This window comes from Okeania sp. SIO2C9 (assembly GCF_010672455.1).
GTDB lineage: Bacteria > Cyanobacteriota > Cyanobacteriia > Cyanobacteriales > Microcoleaceae > Okeania.
On sequence record NZ_JAAHGO010000042.1, the window covers coordinates 46,762 to 65,309 of the forward strand.

An 18,548-nucleotide genomic window follows, 5' to 3' on the forward strand; every position below is an offset into this window, starting at 1 on the left:
TTTTTTTACCTTAATTTCAATCTCCACCAATCTTCTAATAAGGTGTACAAAACGGGAACTACAATTAAACTCAACAAAGTAGAAGTAATTAACCCTCCAATAATTGCCACAGCTAGAGGTTGTCGTAATTCTGCTCCTGCTCCTAATCCCAAGGCGATCGGCAACATTCCTAAAACTGTCGAACTTGTTGTCATTAAAATGGGTCGCAGTCGCACTAACCCAGTTTGCAAAATAGCTTGTCTGCGGTCTAACCCTGACTGACGCAGTTGATTAATATAATCCATCAATAACAGAGCATTTTTATCAAGTAAACCGAGGAGAAAAATTAGACCGAGTAGGGAAATAACGCCAAAATCACTCTGAGTAAATAATAATCCTAACATTGCCCCCACAATAGATAAAGGCAAACACAAACCTACTACCAAAGGTTCTAAAAATCTACCAAAAAGTAACACTAAGACTGTCAACATACATACAATAGAGAAACCTAAGGTCACAAAAAAACTACCAAAGACTTCCCCTACTCTCAAAGAATCTCCACCTAAGTCCAATTTGACACCAGGAGGTAAAATTGGTTGAGCTATTTCTACTGCTAAATCTATAGCATTCCCTAATGCTATACCATCAGAAAGATTAGCCGTAATATAGATAACCTGCTTTTGAGCGCGGTGAGTTATTTCCATGGGGTTATCGAAATTATTATACTGAGGCGCAATAGTTAAATCAACAAATCCTGGTATTTTGGCAATTTGAGTTTGAATTTTTTGAGCTGTATTGTAGAGAATTTCTAGATTATCTCCTAATAACATTACTTCAAAAGGTTTTCCAGCACCAGTCTCAACAAATGGAATATCTTCAACACTAACACTAATATTTTTTAACTCAGATAAAGCTTTACGAGTTTGCTCTTGTATTTGAACAGTAGTGAATGATCGCTCTTTTTTGAGTTTTACATATATTTTACCGCGATTTGGTTCGCTCTGGAAACCTGCAATACTAAAGACTGATTCTACTTCTGGGGAGGATAAAACTTTTTCCTCGATCTGTTGCGCTACTCTACGAGATTTTCTTAATAAGATTCTAGTGGGAGATTTGGTTAAATCACTAATCCAATTAAATGCTCCTTCAGCAAAAAATGAGTTATTGGCAGGTGCTTGAGTTGCTTGGGGAGAGGGAGCATTTTCAGTATTACTAGCAAAATTAGGTAGAGGGTAAGTGTAGGTAATATTAAATTCTCCTCGGTCTAGTTGTGGTACTAAACCTTTAGGAATTAGAGGAATCATTGTCACACCAAGAATGAAACTGAGTAAAGCTATTGCTATGACAATTTTTCGATTGTCTAGGGACCAGTTAAGTAATTTTTGGTATCGATTGGATAAAGTGTTCTCCCACTTTTGTGTTTGATTTAATAAACTCTCTAAGTTATAAAAAGAACTTCTGACTTCATCATAATTTCCTTCTAACTTCTGACTTCTGCCTTCTGCCTTCTGACTTCTGACTTCATTATTATTTTCTTCTAACTTCTGCCTTCTGCCTTCTGCCTTATGCCTTCTGCCTTCTAACTTCTGACTTCTGACTTCATTTAACCACCACACTGCTAATACTGGGGATAAAGTGCGGGCAACTAATAAAGAAATTAGTACTGCTGCGGAAACTGTTAAACCAAAGGGTTGAAAAAATTGACCAAGGGTATCCCCCATAAAAGCGACTGGGAGAAATACTGCGGCAATGGTGCAGGTAGAAGCAACAACGGTTAAACCTATTTCATCAGTACCATTTATGGCAGCTTGTTTGGGAGTTTCTCCTGCTTCGAGATGTCTGGCAATGTTTTCCACATCTACAATAGCATCATCAACAATTATTCCAATTATTATTGCTAAGGCGAGGAGGGTAATAGTTTCTAGGTTAAATCCAAATATTGCCATGACAATACAGGTACCTAATAGAGAAATAGGTATTGCTAAAGCTGTAATTATGGTGGCTGAAAAATTCCGTAAAAATGGAAAAATGACTGCTACTGCTAGAATAATTGCCAATAATAAGGCATCAATAGTAGCTTGGGTTGCTTCCTGAATATAGTCTGCTTGAGTTTCTGCTAGGACGAGTTTTATTTCTGGCAGTTCAGACTGCATTTTGGCTACGGTTGCTTCTACTTTACTTACAGCTTCTAAGGTATTAGCATTGGCGCGTTTAACTACTTGGAAAGCTATGGCATTTTGATTATTGAAACTGACTAAGGTTGGGAAAGTGTTAGGGAGTGATGTGTCAGTGTCTTTTTGTTTTAAGGAAGCGTCACCAAGTAGGTTAACTTTTAAAACTTCTGGTAATTCTGAAATAGTAGGGATAATTTGATTTTGAGCAATGGCAGTTAATTCTCTGAGAGTTTTACTGTTACTGATAATGGCGTAGCTAATTGCTGCGGACTCGTTTAGGTCAAGACTGATTATCTCTAAATTAGTTTCTGGAGGGAGGGGTACTTGTTTGAGAGCAGTTTCCACATCTGCTGTTGCTGATGTTAAATTGCTTAGGGTGGTAAAAGCTATGTTGATGACTGCTTGACCTGGATATGTTGAGGAGCGCAATTCATACATTCCTTTTGTTTCGAGGATTTTAACAGCTTTTTCGATGGGAGTTGTAATTTGCGTTTCTGTTTCGATAGTATTGTCAAAATTTGCTGTTGCTTGTACTACCACTACTGGAAAACTAACTTGTGGAAATAAGCCATATTTGAGACTACTAAAGGCAAAAAAACCTGCTATTACTACAGTTAACCAAAAACAAATAGTTAACCATGGTTGAGCGATCGCCCATCTGGAAATATTCCAGCGTTGTCGTAGATTTTTTGCTTTAGATTGTTTCATTATGATTCAGGTTTTCAACTTCTTCTTTTTTGAATAAAAAAACATCCTATTCGTTAATTTGATAATTAATTTTCCGGAGAAGTAATTATTAATTATTAATTATTAATTTTTTCATCACCACTTACCATCTAATCTATCAATTTTTCAGCACAAAACTCTCCGACTTCTATTAATTCTTCTGGCGTTTCCTCTTTTGCTGCTTTGTTAATTAATTTCCGAAATTTTTCTAAGGTATATTTAGATTGAAACTGATTCAGGGTACAATCACATAGTGTTTTAGCTTGTTCTGTTGATAATCCTTTTGTCACAGCATTAATTTTACAACTTGCCTGATAAGCTTCTGTAAAATTTTGAGGATATTCGTTTTGAGATAGTAATTTGGGAGTTTGACTTTTTGCTTCACTCACCAGTAAACTACAGTAAGCTATACTTACCAAGGTTAATAAAAAAACAGTAATTAAAGGTTGTTTTTGACAGCTAATTTTCATTACTAATAATTAGTTTTTTATTGGGCCAGCAAGAGAGAATAAAATATAAAATTGAGACATAAAAGAGAGGCTATTTTATGATAACTACTTAAGCTATATTGTGTAAAAATTGATAATTAATAAACAATTTATTGATATTTTATATATATTAAGTAAACTCAATCAATTATTTATTATTGCTGTATTTTTATCCATAAACTGACAATTTTTTAGAGTAAATTTTAATTATAAAATGGGGGAGGCGATCAGGTAATAGAAAAAATAAAATATTTCTCAACTCTCTTAACCTCATCCCTAAATTATAGTCATTAGCACTAAGATATTAGCCTTTAATTTTTTTGCTCTATTTTAAGCAAAAATCAAATCTAGTTAATGTACTTAATCAATATGTGAAACTCTATTAAATTGTCAATTTATATTTTTTTGTGTTTAATAACCCGCCCTCTACACGATGTTTACAATTGCTTGGGGTTTGTAGACACGAAGTAGCTTGTCGAAGACTATCCCCATCCACTTTTTCCTTTTCCCTTCTTCCTTTTTCCCTCTTCCTTCTTCCTTTTTCAATACTTAATCTAACCAAATTTCCCACCAAGAGCCAGACTTAGATTCCGATGACTCTACCTCTTTGATTCTGTTAATTTTTTCCCCTTGATGAATCTTACCTGCTGCTTGTTCGGCTGCCTCTTCTTTACTTCCTGCTTCAACTATTATATCCCTACGATTAAGAGTGACACGATATTTCATATTTTTTTTACCTCATATAATCTACAATAAGAACTTTACCATAATTTTATAACATCATATAGATAAACCGGATTTATGTCACCAAAAACCCGGTTTTCCAATTTTTTTAAGTTTGTTCTCTGAAATTTTTTCTATATCTGAGATAGGGGCAGATTTAAGCATAAATATTTCTGTTAAGTGGAACATTCTTTAAATATACCCCTATAGTTTTTTATCTTTTCTTTTGCCGGTTAAATACCCCACCGTCATTTCAGTTATCAGTTATCAGTTATCAGTTATCAGTTATCAGTACCTCTCTCTGGCTGTTTGCGCAGCATGACCTAGGAAAGTCAGAGACTTGAAATATTGAACTTTATTTTTTTGTCCATGGGAGTGCTTAAAATTGCTTGGGGTTATAAGACACGGAGTGGGGTGTCGAAAACTATCCATGAGTAATTATTTTCCCTTCTGCCTTCTGCCTTCTGCCTTCTGCCTTTTTCAAGAGAATAATCATCTGGACATGATATTAAACAGGTTTAGTTAAGTTAGAACAATAACTATCATTTACTACTAAAGAATTAATATTTATAGGCTCCATATCTGATGATTCTGGTATCCACCTATTTGTAGGATGAAATACTACTTTTTTACAAACGATCTGAGTATTACTTAAAGATGCATAATCCCAAGTGAAAATTTCTGGGTCTCTAATATTTGCATTAGCTGGCACTTTAACTAATGCACTTAGCAAGACTAACTCCAGGGTAACTAGAGCAACAATTGCATATTTTAACATACGACCTCCTAAGCTGATTTTGTGAATAATTAATTTTCAGATAATAGTTTGATTATCATTTAGATTATCTCATAATTTTTCTGAGAGTGTCAAGTCAGTTATCAGTTATCAGTTATCAGTTATCAGGAGAGAATAAAGAAGAATAACAGAAGCAAGAATCAAGAAAGAATCAAGAGGAAGAAAAGGATTTTTTTTATCGCTAATTATCCGGACATGATATTACTGAATAATTAAGGTTTAAAGGTTATTATTTGAAGAAGAAATAAAAACAAAAAATATTTTCGCTAGTCCTATCCGTTTTCAGGAAAGGTAATTGTTAATTGTTGAATTTTAATTTTTAAATTCCCTGCCCACACATACCCACGCACCCCAAAAATAACGTGCTTGTAAAGGATAATTTTGTGCTTCCCATTGTGGCAATAATTCAGGAGATTTATTTTGCAAATTTGCTCGAATTTCTTGGATAATTTTTTTACCTGTAGGTAAAGCTTCCAATTCTGTTCTTGTGATTGTTTTGATATAAATTTGTGCTTCTTGTAAAGCTTGTTGACTAGATAATTGTTTCTGCTGCATATTAGTAAGAAAGCGGTTCATTAATAGAATCGAAACTTGAGGTGGAACAAGCCATAAACTCATAATTAAAAGTCTAGCTCCGGCTGCGGTAAATGCACTGCGTAATCCTTTAACTCCTTCTCCAATTTTCACATCTCCGACTGCTGTTTTACAGGCAATTAAAATGATTAATTCATTTGCCCATAAATCTAAACCAGCTACATCTAAAGCAAATAGAATTCCTGACTCTGCTTCTGGGGGAATTTCTCCTCCGAAAAGCCAAGTATTTGCTCCTGCTAATGCTAATCCGGAACGCCATAATGGATTTTTTTCAGCTTTTATTTGATGTAAACGAAAACCCGATCCAATAAACTCTCCCCTTTCTAAGGAAGGTTGGGGGGGGATAATCTTGTTCTAAAAAGAAACCATGAGTCGCCAGAACTAATTTTTTCGGACATTTACTATTTGTTAAATGAGTTTTTAAGGCATCATTTTGTAATAGAGGTTTGACTTGAAACTCGGCAGCAACAGCTTGGGCAATTTCTCTAGTCATCGGAACAGGTAAAAATGGTTTTTATCCTCTTGTCCGAAAGTTTGAATAATTTCACCTTTCAGGGAATTTAAGTTAATAGATAAGTCTGTTTTTTCCTCTAAGTCTCCGTTACTAAGGGGAGTTGGGTGGATTTCTTCCTTACTAAGAGAAGTTGGGGGGATTTCTACAGATAAATCAAAATTCGGATCGGCAATAACTAAAGATTCAGAGGCAATACGTTTCGGTTGATTTTTATGTCGTAATAAATCTCTAGCTGCTGTTAAATAGGTAATTTGATATTTGTCAATAAATAAGTGATTATTTTCTCCATCTATGGGTAAAATTTAAAACGGAATTAGAGTTAATTTGCCGTCGGGACAAATAAATAATTGTTCGCCTTGTAAGTATTTTTTTAGAGGTTGGAAAACTGTGGTTGTTAATTCAACAAATGGATTTGATGGTTTAGATATTCCTAGTTTGACTTTTTTCGTAGCCAAACCCATATTTTCTAGATTTACTGGGGAAATAGATTGACGCACCTGGCTAATTAAATTATCAATTTTTTCTGCTTCTCCTAAGTCAATCATCAGCACTTTTTCTGGTTCTTTAGCAGGTAAGATAAAGGCAATATAGCGAGGTGTTTGATATTCATTGGCAGTAAAGTCACAAACAGGAAAATAAGCAAATTCAATTAAGGTACTATTTTCCGGTAATTCTGAAGCAATCTCTTGGCGATCGACTAATTGATTTTCCAGGTTCATTTCTGGTACTTCAGCAGAGAGCTTTTTTTGTAAATTTTCCACTTCAACATATAGTTCCTCCAGGAGTTTTTTATTAGCTTCGAGGCGAGATGAATTTTCGGGTAGGTAAACAGAAGACTGTAAATTAACAATTTGTTTCCACAGAGAACGATATTTTTCAAAAGAGTCTTGGAGGTGGGGGTAGCGATCGCTATTCATTGCTGCATTGAAGGCTGCATCAGCGGTGTTACTGATGGCTTTACGTTTTAAGACTAAATCTAAAGCGGTGTGAATAGCATCTGATTTTTCTGGAGATTTTTTTAGGGGATAAAAGTGTTGATAGATGAGAGAAAGTAAGTCATATTGTGTTTTTCTAATGTTGTCTAGAAAAAGCATTCTGTCATTTTCTGAACTGCCTAAAAATTCCTGACTCATCAAGCGATGTTCTACTTCTGTAGCTTCTTTATAGCATTTTAGGGCTTCTTGATGGCGGTTAGTTGTAGCGTAGAGTAAAGCTAGGTTGTTTAAGCTACGAACCAATTCAGGATGGTCTCCAGTAAACAAACACTTCTTCATAGCTAAAGCTTCTTGTAAAAGAGGTTCAGCTTCACTATATTTTCCTTGAATAAAGTAGAAGGACGCTAGGTTGTTTAAGCTCTCAGCAACATGGAGATGGCCTTCTGAAAATAAATTTTTTCTCATGGTTAAAGCATCTTGAAGGTGAGCTTCAGCTTCACTATATTTCTCCTGATTACCGTAGACTATACCCAAGTTATTTAAGGTAGCAGCAACCAAAATATCGTCTCCTAGAAATAGACTTTTCTCCATAGCTAAAGCTTCTTGAACAAGAGGTTCAGCTTTACTATACTTTCCTTGATTATTGTAGAATGAAGCGAGATTATTTAAGGCAGTAGCAACATAAAAATTGTCTCCTGGAAATAAACGTTTCTTCATGGTTAAAGCATCTTGAAGGTGAGCTTCAGCTTTGCTGTATTTTCCTTGATTACTGTAGACCATACCTAGATTATTTAAGCTATTAGCAACATAAAAATTGTCTCCTGGAAATAAATGTTTCTTGATGGCTAAAGCCTCTTGTAAAAGAGGTTCAGCTTTGCTGTATTTTCCTTGTGCATCGTAGAATGAAGCGAGATTATGTATCTGAGAAACAACATTAGGATGCTTTCCTAGCAACAAATATTTCTTGATAGCTAAAGCATCTTGGAAAGGAGGCTTTACCTCACTCTCTTTTCCTTTATTGCAAACTAGACCTAGATTATTTAAGATATCACCAACATCGATTTGCTCTTCTATAAACAGACGCTTATCCATAGCAAAAGCATCTTGAAAAAGGGTTTCGGCCTCACTATATTTTCCTTGATTCCAGTAGACTGTAGCGAGATTATTTAAGCTATCAGCAATAAGAGGATGATCTCCTGAAAATAAATTTTTTCTCATGGTTAAAGCATCTTGAAAAAGGAGTTCAGCTTCACTATATTTTCCTTGATTCCAGTAGACTGTAGCAAGATTATTTAAGCTATCAGCAATAAGAGGATGGTCTCCTGAAAATAAATTTTTTCTCATGGTTAAAGCATCTTGAAAAAGGAGTTCAGCTTCACTATATTTTCCTTGAATAGAGTATAGTATACCTAGATTATTTAAGCTTTTAGCAACATCAGGATGGTTTTCTAGAAACATACATAGACGTTTCCTCATAGCTAAAGCATCTTGAAAAAGGAGTTCAGCTTCACTATATTTTCCTTGAATAACGTACAATGAAGCGAGATTACTTAAGCTAGTAGCTACATGAGGATAGTCCGCTTGAGGTAGACGTTTCCTCATGGCTAGAGCATATTGAAAAAGGGGTTCAGCTTCGCTATATTTTCCTTGGTTATGATAGAGGTTAGCTAGAATATTTAAGGTCAGATAATAATTAACATAATAGTATAAAGTAGCTGGATTGGTTAAGTCTACGTCAGTACGAGGGTGTTCATTTTCCCAGAAAATTTCCCTAGCTAAATCTAAAGATTTTTCAGCTAATTCAGTAACTTCATCAAATTTACTAGATAGAATCAAAAAATTAATTCTTACTATTAAAATATGGTAATTTGCTTGTTTTTCTGCATTTGATAAAAAATCACCTAACTGATTAAAGAAATTCATTTTTGTTACCTCTTTTTAGATTCAGATTTTCAGTAATAATATTGTGATTCTAGTTTGATTTGTAGGTTGGATTTCCTGCGTCAACCCAACATTTTTTTGCGGTGGCGATCGCGGGAATTTGCCGAGTATATGGGAAATAAAAAATCCGAGTATAGGTCAGTTTACTAATTTAACTATTTCTGGTAATTTCTCCAATACAATACTCTGGAATACGGGAAATAATTAGTTGGGTTTTGTTGCCTCAACCCAACCTACAATTTAAGTTAATTCAAATTAGCAATAGCTTGTCGCACTTGCTCAACTTCTAATTCTAAAATTTCCGCAATTTCTTCAACAGAAAAGCCTTTTCTTAATAAACTAGGAATAACTTCCAATTTTCCTTCTATTTTTCCTTCCAATTTTCCTTCTATTTTTCCTTCAGCTTTGGACTCTGCTATTAATTCCTGAGCAAAACGAGTTTTTTTCAAATCATCAATACCAAACATAGCTTCTAACTCCTGACGACTCATTTCTGGTAATTTTTCTAGAACAATAACTGACAATAAGTTCAAAAGTTGTAACCGATAATTTTCCTCGGTAAACTGCTGTTTAACTCGATTAATTAATACGGTTACTCTCTCCAAAAATCCTTTCTTCTTCGCTACAACTAATTGAATGATTTGTACGCCTAAAGGAGTTGTTTCACTCACTTCTAATTCATTCAAATAGATGCGCTTGACAAGGGGAGAATCTAAAAAGGGTTGAACTGATTCTCTTTGTCTTTCTGTCGGTTCCATACTACGACTTTTAAATATAATCATAGCACGCCACCTTAAGTCCGGTTCGTTGTCTCTAAGATATGTAAAAATCTCAGAAAACAAACGTAAATAAATTTTGGTGTCTTTTTGAAATTGTACCTCCGTAAAATAAATTGGGTTCTCAGTATCTTGAGGTAAAAATACCCCGTCTATTCTAAAAGCTGTCTGTTTTAATTCTACTGAATCAAAACGATAATCGTTGGGGTTTTCTGATAATTCTCCCCACAATTGAAAGAAGGTTTCGGGTAAGTCTTGGAAAATTCGATAAAATATATGGTCTGTTTTCATTCAGTCAATATTCTATTTATCGTTCTAGTTTTTAACAGTTAATAATCTGCCTTGCACAGATTCTAATATAGAATCTCTAATAAAAGCACTGGCATTAATAATTTCTATACCAATTAACTCCCCTGTTTCATTCAATTCTGCCGTAATATTAGGACTAATTTCTACGCTTTTTACTTCTGATTCATTAGTCAGAGTTAAATGCAGAATATCCTCTTTTTCAAAATAAGTCATTTTGGCTTTATTCATAAATTGTAAATCTCCCATTGTTTAAACGAAATTTTATTTGTTGACGAGTTGTAGCATGAACAGTTATCGGTGTAATAGAATTTTCAGAACTTTCATAAGGAATTACAACTAAATCCCGATTATGTTTACCTACAACTATTTGGTTTCCTGTTACTGTATCGTAATATCTTTCTCCAGAAAATCGGACAATTCTTTCAAGCTGCTGTAATTCAAACCCTCTTAAATTAGCTCGATACTTCATATAATCTGTCCAGATAATTTCTCTCATAAAATAGTTGAGCCTACTCCTTAATTCGATAAAATATATGGTCGGTTTTCATTTTGTATTAAGTTGAGTGAGAAACCGGGTTTCTCGGAAATTTAGGCTGTAATTAAATATTTATATCGCATCAATTGACAATTATTTTTATTGACATGATTCAATAAACTTGCTAGATGTTCTGTTTGTAATTCTAACGGCTCATCTTCAGGTTGAGGTAGCCAATCTAACTGGGGTTCTTCTTTACTATAAACAGCAATAATTTCTTCATATCCAATAGGTGGTTGAACAACAAAAGGATCGTCTTTATCTTTTGGTAAAATTAATGTTCCCCAACCTACAGGAAAAGGCGGACTTAAAACTGAAGGGGCAATACAATAAATCTCCCCAGAAGCAAATTTTTCAGTCACAATTAAATAACCAGAATTATTTAACCTAAACTGATAATTAATTTTACTACCAACTGAAAATGACTGCCAATTAGGTTGTGGTTTTGGATTCCATTTACTACTACTTATTCCTAGATGAGACGCATTAATTTCAGAGGCAGATTCTTCAATATAAATATTGGTACTATCTTCTGACGAGTCAATTTTTTCAATGGAAATATTGGTATTATACCCAGATTTTTCCCATTCTTTCCATAATTTTTCCCAAATTTCGCTCATAGCAATTATCCTTATTTCCCAACTATAATTATTTATTTTTGTCCTGCTATTTCTAGTGAAATATCTGAATTATTTTCAGCTTTAGTCGATAATTCTTGCCAAAGTTCAATAGTTGTTCGGGGTGCAATATTTTCAATATATTCAGGAAACATTTCCTCCCGTAACCATTTTATGACACCTTCCCAACTTTTATCATATTTTCCATTGGGATTTTTCTTGTCTTGATAATCAAAACCATGTTTCTTTAGCACAGGATATATTTTTTTATGCCAGCAATCTCTCAAAGTATTAGATGAAAATTCACATTTTTCATTTTTTTCATTCTTCTGTAACTCCTGATTTAATTGCGACTGATTTTTGAGAGAATTATCTAATAGTAGTCTCTGTTTAAAAGCAACTGCATCATTGCCAGAAAACTCGAACTTAATCACCATATCGTCAAGAAATTGACTTTCCCAGTGTTCATAAGATTTATTCATAGGTATCATTTCAGTTATCAGTTATCAGTTACCAGTTATCAGTACCTCCGGCTGAAACATCCGGATTGAAATACTGAAGTTTACTTTTTTTATCCCCTTGAAAGGGGAGGCTTGAGACCCTTTTTTTGGTCAGTATTGGTTAAGTTATTTTCAGCCAAATATAACAAATCTATTTATTGAACGTCAATATCTATCTACAAAAATCTACATTTTTATATCTATCTAATTCTATTTATTTCTACACACAGTCACCCCATCTAATTGTTAATCTAAAAAAGATAGTAATTGAAGCAAAATATTAGTAATTTTCCGAGGATTTATCTGATGGGATTTTTAATCGCAGTCTGGGTTTGTTGTGGTGTTTGTTGTGCCATTATTGCTGAAAAAAAATATCGAGACCAAACATTGTGGTTTTTCTTAGGTATTCTATTTGGCGTATTTGCTTTAGTAGCGATCGCTTTATTACCCACAGCTTAAAAATTATGTAGAGTCGGCAAAGATTTAGTGATTAATATCAATCTTAAATAAAGGCTATATTTGCCCACTTTACACCTAGATTTTGAAACTATTTGGCATATTTACTTTAGTAGTGATCGCTTTATTACCGGCAGCTTAAAAATTATATTGTAATGTAGGTAAATTCCATAGAACGTCCCTACAAGAATATATTTTATTATAGAGACGTTCTAGATAACGCCTCTATTTTTGGTGGCAAATTATCTCTAATAACTTAAATTTTTCTATCTACATTTCTCTACATTTTTCTATTCCTAACGATGAATTAACTTGCTAATCTAAAAATATAGAGAAAACAAACCAATCTGGAAACAAGCAAACGTTTATTTAATTCCAAGGGTCAGATAAACAACTATTATTTTCTACATTTATCTAACCCACTATTAAATAAATCAAGCTAGGATTTATCCAGAGATAAAAAATCTCTACGCACCTTGAAAATTAAAGAGAAAATAAACAGGAGAAAATCATCATGCAATCTTTGTCTCCAGAACAAATTGAACTGTTGAAAAAACAGGCAATTGCAAGTTTTGTGAAAGCTGCAAATGCACCCTTTATTGTAGCTGTTATTGGTCAAACTGGTGTTGGTAAAAGTTCATTAATTAATGCTTTGTTCAATACTAATTTAAAAACTGATGCAGTTAAACCTTGTACGATGAATGTGGAAAAAGTTGTTGTGAAGGGAAATAAAGGAGAATTATGGTTTTATGATTTGCCTGGAATTGGAGAATCTGAATCAGCAGATGCACGATATATTGAGGACTATAAACAAAAGTTATTTGAAGCTGATGTTGTTCTCTGGTGTCTCCACTGCGATAACCGTTCTGTTACTTTTGATGTGACAGCTTTAAACAAAATTTTAGTCTCATTTAGTGCGGAGAAAAAAGCTCAATTAATGAGTAAAATTACTTTTGTTTTAACTAAAGTTGATACTATTAGTCATCCCGCTTGGTTATTGGCAAAAATGGATAAGAATTGGGGAATGTTTGCACCAAGCAAAGTGACTCGTGAAATTCTCGAAAAGAAAGCTCAATATTATCAAGAAACTTTCTTGCTCCCCTATGGAAATGGAATTATTTCTCGTACCTATAATGATGGGAATTTCAAAATAGACGACTCGCGTTTTTCTTGGGATACCTATAGTATTGTTTTTCAAGGATTTATGAATGCAACAACCCTCGCTCAACTTCAGGCAAAATATCCCCACTATCAAGAAGTATTTCAGCGACTTTATCAAAACTATCAAGTTGTTCCCTGTTCCTCTTCTTTTCGATTTAATTTGAACAAGTTGATGTTGATAATAGTAAACAAAATGGGTAAAGAAGCGATCGCTCGTTTCAACAACTTTTTAAACGAGCAATTAGATAAACTTCCTTTTGCTAAAGCTAAAGAATATTCCAATCTTATTGTGGTCGATCCAAACCGAAATCGGAAATTATTCGATTTGACTGAAATGCGAATTTAATACCAAGCATGATAAATGTTTGTTACATAAGGACGTTGCATGCAACGTCCCTACGGAAGATAAACAAAGAAAAAAATGATATAGATAGCTGTCTAAAATACATTTGAACGGATCTTTTTAAGTATCTCTAACCGAGATGCACTTTTTGAGTTAATCCTTGTTTCGGACTGCTATAATTCAACAATTAATAATGAATAATGAATAATGAATAATGAATAATTACCTCTCCTCTTTTAGTAGGGGTAGGAGACAGGAGACAGGAGACAGGAGACAGGATAAAAGAGAATGAGCGAGGAGGTAGGAGTAAGAATTGTAAGAATGATTTTTCTGCCCAACTATGCGTCTAAAATACGCTCCTTTTTGAGGGTGAAGAGCTGAAACAGGCGTACTTTTTTCGACTCCAAAAAGGCTAAAACCTTTATCTGTAAATACCTTTAGATTTAATCAGCAAACCCTAATTATATAGCAATCAAATTGGTTCTATAGTAGAAGGAACAAGGAAAAATCTTACGTTGTCTGAGTTTTAAGTTTTTGATCTGTTCTAACCTTGGCTTCAACTATTATACTTATGCAAGACTTCAATAATTAAGTAGTTAGTAGAATTCAATACAGTTAAGAGCGATTATTAGGCATTAAGTGTATATTATTATTCTTTTTACTACTCCCCTACTACTGGGCGAATGCCATTCTCTCCTGCTACCGGGCGAATGCCATTCGCCCCTGCTACCCTACTCCCCCTTCTTCCTCTAATACCTACTATTAATTCTATCTCTAGCACCTATTCCTAAAAAATATTCTATAGGTTGATCTGAATTAGAAACAACTACAAATTGATAATAACCAGAAGTTAGAGTTTGACCCCTCCATAGATTTATATTTCGATCTTCTATTAATGCTCTAGACCTATCACGATACTTTTCAGGAGGATAAATAGATAAGAAAACTTCTGGAGAATTAACTCGTAACCTGACGCGTAAAATTTGGTCTGCTTGTATCCATGCTAAATAAATTTTACCTTCTCCTGGTTGTAAATTACCATTGATAACTTCTCTAAATGAACCTGGTGTAAAACGAATTTCTTCTAAAGATTTTCTACTTTGTAAACCTTTCATTGTATCAGTAGCGATCGCTTGCCAAATTTGACCCATTGGTAAACCTATTATGTTTTTTCCACGGGGTTGTTCTGAGAATAAATGAAAAAATCTAGCATCGGTCAAATCGTTAAAAGCTGTACTACTAATATTTAATCTACTAAGTTGAGATTTCCATCGATAAATGTCATCTTTACTATAGTTTCCTAATCTACGACGAGCATCTAAACTTAGTGTTTCTAGTTTGTTAAGTAATTGGTTTGCTATTTCATACCACCGCCATTTCCATAATTTATCTTCTGAAGTTTCATCACTCAAAGTCTGCCCTTTTTTTTGAGGATATTTAGTGTAGAAAAAATCATCTACTAAAGGAAAAAAGAAAGATTCTTCAATGCCTGCTTTTTGAAGACGATCGCTCAATTCTTTGGGTTTCTCATTGACAATTTTATCTTTTTGATCGGGGTTGTATTCTAACCAAAAGTTACCAGCTACCCAACCTATTCCTCCCATACTAAATATTGTTACTAATACTAATAAAATTGTTGACCAAATTGAAAATTTTTGAGTGTTATTAGTTGTAACTGGAATTTGGGAAACTGGTGTTGTTGTGACATTGGAGATTTGATCTGCGGTAATAGGTTGAGTAGGGATAACATTTGGCGCTGCTTGAGTAGGTGCTAGGTCAGTGCTAGAAGCAAAATTTTCAAGCTCTGCTATAACTTGACCAACTGTGGAATAGCGATCGCTTGGTTTAGGAGCTAACATTTTATCTAGCACGTTACCTAAATTTGGACTAATGCTAATTTTCTTGCGCCAGTTAAAGGTTAAATTGCGAGGATCTATTAAAAAAGAGGGTTCTTTTCCTGTCAGCAATACTAAGACTGTTGCTGCTAAAGCATATAGGTCGCTGTTAGCATTAATCATTCCTAGTCGCATTTGTTCGTCTGGTGCATATCCGACTTTTCCCAACCTTGTCGCTTGGAGCGATACACCATGAGCATATTCAGAGACTACTTTTGTTGCTGTTTCTTTGACTCCACCAAAATCTATTAATATTGGCAGTTTATCGGAGCTTCGCAGAATGATATTATCTGGGGAAATGTCGCGGTGAATGACTCCCAAGTTATGAATATATTCTAAGACTGGTAATATTTGGAGTAAAAATTTTGTTACTTCTGTTTCACTAAAAAAAGTGCCTTGACGTTTGCGGTTTTCTAACAAAGCACGATAAGTTTTACCTTTTACATAATCTTGTACTAAAAATAGATATCCTTCTCCATCTAATTTAAAGCGAAACATTTCTCGGAACCCAGGAATTTGTGGATGTCGCAATTTGTAAAGTACCCCTGCTTCTCGTTCAAATAGTTCTTGGGATTTTTGCAAGGCATAACTACCCTGTACTTGGGGGGCAAATTCTTTGAGTACACAGGGTTCTTGGAAACGATGGTTATCTTCTGCGAGGTAGGTGCGTCCAAAGCCACCATGTCCCAATTGTTTGACTATTTTATAGCGGTTAGTGAGTATAAGTCCGGGATATATGGGGTTATTCATAAACAGGGATAATGGCTAATTTAGGACCAAGTTAGGGTTATTTCATTATATATATTGGGTTCCTACCGTTACAAAAATCGAATTTATAAATTTAGGGGTCATTTCAGTTATCAGTTATCAGTTATCAGTTATCAGTACTTCTACAAATAAGGAGGCAAGAAAATACGGAATTCTCTTTTCTCTTGGTCGATTAGATATGGTGAGGAAACCCGCTCTTATCAGAGCCACTCCGCAACATATAAAGCGGAGCAAAACGCCATCTCTCGACCGCTTTTTATACCCTTAAAAGGGGAGGCGCATACCCACAATTTCTCGGTAAAAAAGTTAGGAATAATTTAATTCTGTTAAATATCAGAGGTTATATTTAATTTAATCTATTATCTCTACAGGGTGGCTGATGATGTGACTGTGATAGTGGTTTTAACTAATTACCTTAAGTTCTGTAATTTTGATTTATTAATTATTGGGATTTATGAATTTATGAAAATAGTTGAAAAGTAAATTTATTGATTGACTGTTTTGTTTCTTCAACTGGTGAGGTATGAAAACAATTTATCGGCTTTTCCCATTTTGTGAAGCACTCCGAATGTGAGTGGTTATATTTTCAATATGTTGCGACATCCGCAATAGTCATTTTATTTTCTGAAGCTTCTGAATGACTGCTTTGTTTCTTCAACTGGTGAGGTGTGAAAATCAATTTATCGGCTTTTCCCATTTTGTGAAGCACCCGGATGTGAGTGTTGATATTTTCCTTCTGTTGCGTATGCCGCAATAGTCATTTTATTTTCTGAAGCTCCGGAATGACTGTTTTGTTTCTTCAACTGGTGAGGTATGAAAACAATTTATCGGCTTTTCCCATTTTGTGAAGCACTCCGAATGTGAGTGGTTATATTTTCAATATGTTGCGACATCCGCAATAGTCATTTCATTTTATGAAGCTCCAGGATGACTGCTTTGTTTCCTCAACTGGTGAGGTATGAAAACAATTTATCGGCTTTTCCCATTTTGTGAAGCGCCCGGAGGTGAGTGTTGATATTTTCAATATGTTGCGACATCCGCAATAGTCATTTCATTTTATGAAGCTCCGGAATGACTGTTTTGTTTCTTCAACTGGTGAGGTATGAAAACAATTTATCGGCTTTTCCCATTTTGTGAAGCGCCCGGAGGTGAGTGTTGATATTTTCAATATGTTGCGACATCCGCAATAGTCATTTCATTTTATGAAGCTCCGGAATGACTGTTTTGTTTCTTCAACTGGTGAGGTATGAAAACAATTTATCGGCTTTTCCCATTTTGTGAAGCGCCCGGAGGTGAGTGTTGATATTTTCAATATGTTGCGACATCCGCAATAGTCATTTCATTTTATGAAGCTCCGGAATGACTGCTTTGTTTCCTCTGACTGGTGAGGGGTGAAAATCAATTTATCTACTTTTCCCATTTTGTGAAGCACTCGGAGGTGAGTGTTGATATTTTCCTTCTGTTGCGTATGCCGCAATAGTCATTTTATTTTCTGAAGCTCCGGAATGACTGTTTTGTTTCCTCAACTGGTGAGGTGTGAAAATCAATTTATCGGCTTTTCCCGTTTTGTGAAGCACTCCGAATGTAAGTGTTGATATTTTCCTTCTGTTGCGGCATACGCAATAGTCATTTCATTTTATGAAGCTCCGGAATGACTGCTTTGTTTCCTCTGACTGGTGAGGTGCGAAAATCAATTTATCGGCTTTTCCCATTTTGTGAAGCACTCCGGATGTAAGTGTTGATATTTTCCTTCTGTTGCGGCATACGCAATAGTCATTTCATTTTGTGAAGCTCCGGAATGACTGCTTTGTTTCCTCTGACTGGTGAGGTGCGAAAATCAATTTATCGGCTTTTCCCATTTTGTGAAGCACTCCGAATGTAAGTGTTGATATTTTCCTTCTGTTGCGGCATACGCAATAGTCATTTCATTTTGTGAAGCTCTGGAATGACTGCTTTGTTTCCTCTGACTGGTGAGGTGCGAAAATCAATTTATCGGCTTTTCCCATTTTGTGAAGCACTCCGGATGTAAGTGTTGATATTTTCCTTCTGTTGCGGCATACGCAATAGTCATTTCATTTTGTGAAGCTCCTGAATGACTGCTTTGTTTCCTCTGACTGGTGAGGTGTGAAAATCAATTTATCGGCTTTTCCCATTTTGTGAAGCACTCCGAATGTAAGTGTTGATATTTTCCTTCTGTTGCGGCATCCGCAATAGTCATTTCATTTTATGAAGCTTCTGAATGACTGTTTTGTTTCCTCAACTGGTGAGGTGCGAAAATCAATTTATCGGCTTTTTCCATTTTGTGAAGCACTCCGGAT

16 protein-coding genes are annotated in these 18,548 nt (G+C 34.7%); 2 read left to right on the top strand and 14 right to left on the bottom strand.

The window, feature by feature from the left end:
- Positions 1-5: 5 nt before the first annotated feature.
- From F6K23_RS26045 to F6K23_RS26105, 13 genes are all read right to left on the bottom strand, one after another.
- Entirely contained in the window at positions 6-2,861 is a 2,856-nt protein-coding gene (locus F6K23_RS26045) for an efflux RND transporter permease subunit (protein WP_293161199.1), read from the bottom strand.
- A gap of 128 nt (positions 2,862-2,989) precedes the next feature.
- On the bottom strand, positions 2,990-3,349 hold the full coding sequence (locus F6K23_RS26050) for a hypothetical protein (RefSeq protein WP_293161201.1): 360 nt from the start codon (positions 3,347-3,349) through the stop codon (positions 2,990-2,992).
- A 400-nt stretch (positions 3,350-3,749) separates the two neighbouring features.
- A complete protein-coding gene (locus F6K23_RS26055; RefSeq protein ID WP_293161203.1) occupies positions 3,750-3,929 on the bottom strand; it encodes a hypothetical protein in 180 nt (59 codons plus the stop codon).
- Positions 3,917-4,093, bottom strand: coding sequence for a hypothetical protein (locus F6K23_RS26060; RefSeq protein WP_161564687.1), 177 nt, complete (start codon positions 4,091-4,093; stop codon positions 3,917-3,919). The genes F6K23_RS26055 and F6K23_RS26060 overlap by 13 nt, the downstream gene beginning before the upstream one ends.
- A 505-nt stretch (positions 4,094-4,598) precedes the next feature.
- The gene (locus tag F6K23_RS26065; RefSeq protein WP_293161205.1) at positions 4,599-4,868 is read right to left on the bottom strand and encodes a hypothetical protein; all 270 of its coding nucleotides are present in this window, start codon (positions 4,866-4,868) and stop codon (positions 4,599-4,601) included.
- A gap of 330 nt (positions 4,869-5,198) precedes the next feature.
- On the bottom strand, positions 5,199-5,828 hold the full coding sequence (locus F6K23_RS26070) for a CHAT domain-containing protein (protein WP_367267824.1): 630 nt from the start codon (positions 5,826-5,828) through the stop codon (positions 5,199-5,201).
- Entirely contained in the window at positions 5,752-5,973 is a 222-nt protein-coding gene (locus tag F6K23_RS26075; protein WP_293161207.1) for a hypothetical protein, read from the bottom strand. The genes F6K23_RS26070 and F6K23_RS26075 overlap by 77 nt, the downstream gene beginning before the upstream one ends.
- A 323-nt stretch (positions 5,974-6,296) precedes the next feature.
- Positions 6,297-8,852: a tetratricopeptide repeat protein gene (locus F6K23_RS26080; RefSeq protein WP_293161209.1), complete on the bottom strand. Its 2,556-nt coding sequence runs from the start codon at positions 8,850-8,852 to the stop codon at positions 6,297-6,299.
- Positions 8,853-9,115: 263 nt separating this feature from the next.
- On the bottom strand, positions 9,116-9,937 hold the full coding sequence (locus tag F6K23_RS26085) for an Rpn family recombination-promoting nuclease/putative transposase (RefSeq protein ID WP_293161211.1): 822 nt from the start codon (positions 9,935-9,937) through the stop codon (positions 9,116-9,118).
- 24 nt (positions 9,938-9,961) lie between these two features.
- Positions 9,962-10,183: a DUF2283 domain-containing protein gene (locus tag F6K23_RS26090; RefSeq protein WP_293161213.1), complete on the bottom strand. Its 222-nt coding sequence runs from the start codon at positions 10,181-10,183 to the stop codon at positions 9,962-9,964.
- Positions 10,176-10,451, bottom strand: a complete 276-nt coding sequence (locus F6K23_RS26095; RefSeq protein ID WP_293161215.1) for a hypothetical protein — start codon at positions 10,449-10,451, stop codon at positions 10,176-10,178. The genes F6K23_RS26090 and F6K23_RS26095 overlap by 8 nt, the downstream gene beginning before the upstream one ends.
- Positions 10,452-10,543: 92 nt before the next feature.
- Positions 10,544-11,110, bottom strand: coding sequence for a DUF4384 domain-containing protein (locus F6K23_RS26100; protein WP_293161217.1), 567 nt, complete (start codon positions 11,108-11,110; stop codon positions 10,544-10,546).
- 32 nt (positions 11,111-11,142) lie between these two features.
- The gene (locus F6K23_RS26105; RefSeq protein ID WP_293161219.1) at positions 11,143-11,589 is read right to left on the bottom strand and encodes a hypothetical protein; all 447 of its coding nucleotides are present in this window, start codon (positions 11,587-11,589) and stop codon (positions 11,143-11,145) included.
- 324 nt (positions 11,590-11,913) lie between these two features.
- On the opposite strand from F6K23_RS26105, the gene F6K23_RS26110 reads away from it, so the two are divergent.
- Both F6K23_RS26110 and F6K23_RS26115 read left to right on the top strand, forming a co-directional pair.
- Positions 11,914-12,066, top strand: a complete 153-nt coding sequence (locus F6K23_RS26110) for a hypothetical protein (protein ID WP_293161221.1) — start codon at positions 11,914-11,916, stop codon at positions 12,064-12,066.
- Positions 12,067-12,577: 511 nt separating this feature from the next.
- A complete protein-coding gene (locus F6K23_RS26115; RefSeq protein WP_293161223.1) occupies positions 12,578-13,570 on the top strand; it encodes a GTPase family protein in 993 nt (330 codons plus the stop codon).
- Positions 13,571-14,316: 746 nt separating this feature from the next.
- On the opposite strand, the gene F6K23_RS26120 is transcribed toward F6K23_RS26115, so the two are convergent.
- Entirely contained in the window at positions 14,317-16,212 is a 1,896-nt protein-coding gene (locus F6K23_RS26120; RefSeq protein WP_293161225.1) for a serine/threonine-protein kinase, read from the bottom strand.
- Positions 16,213-18,548: the final 2,336 nt, after the last annotated feature.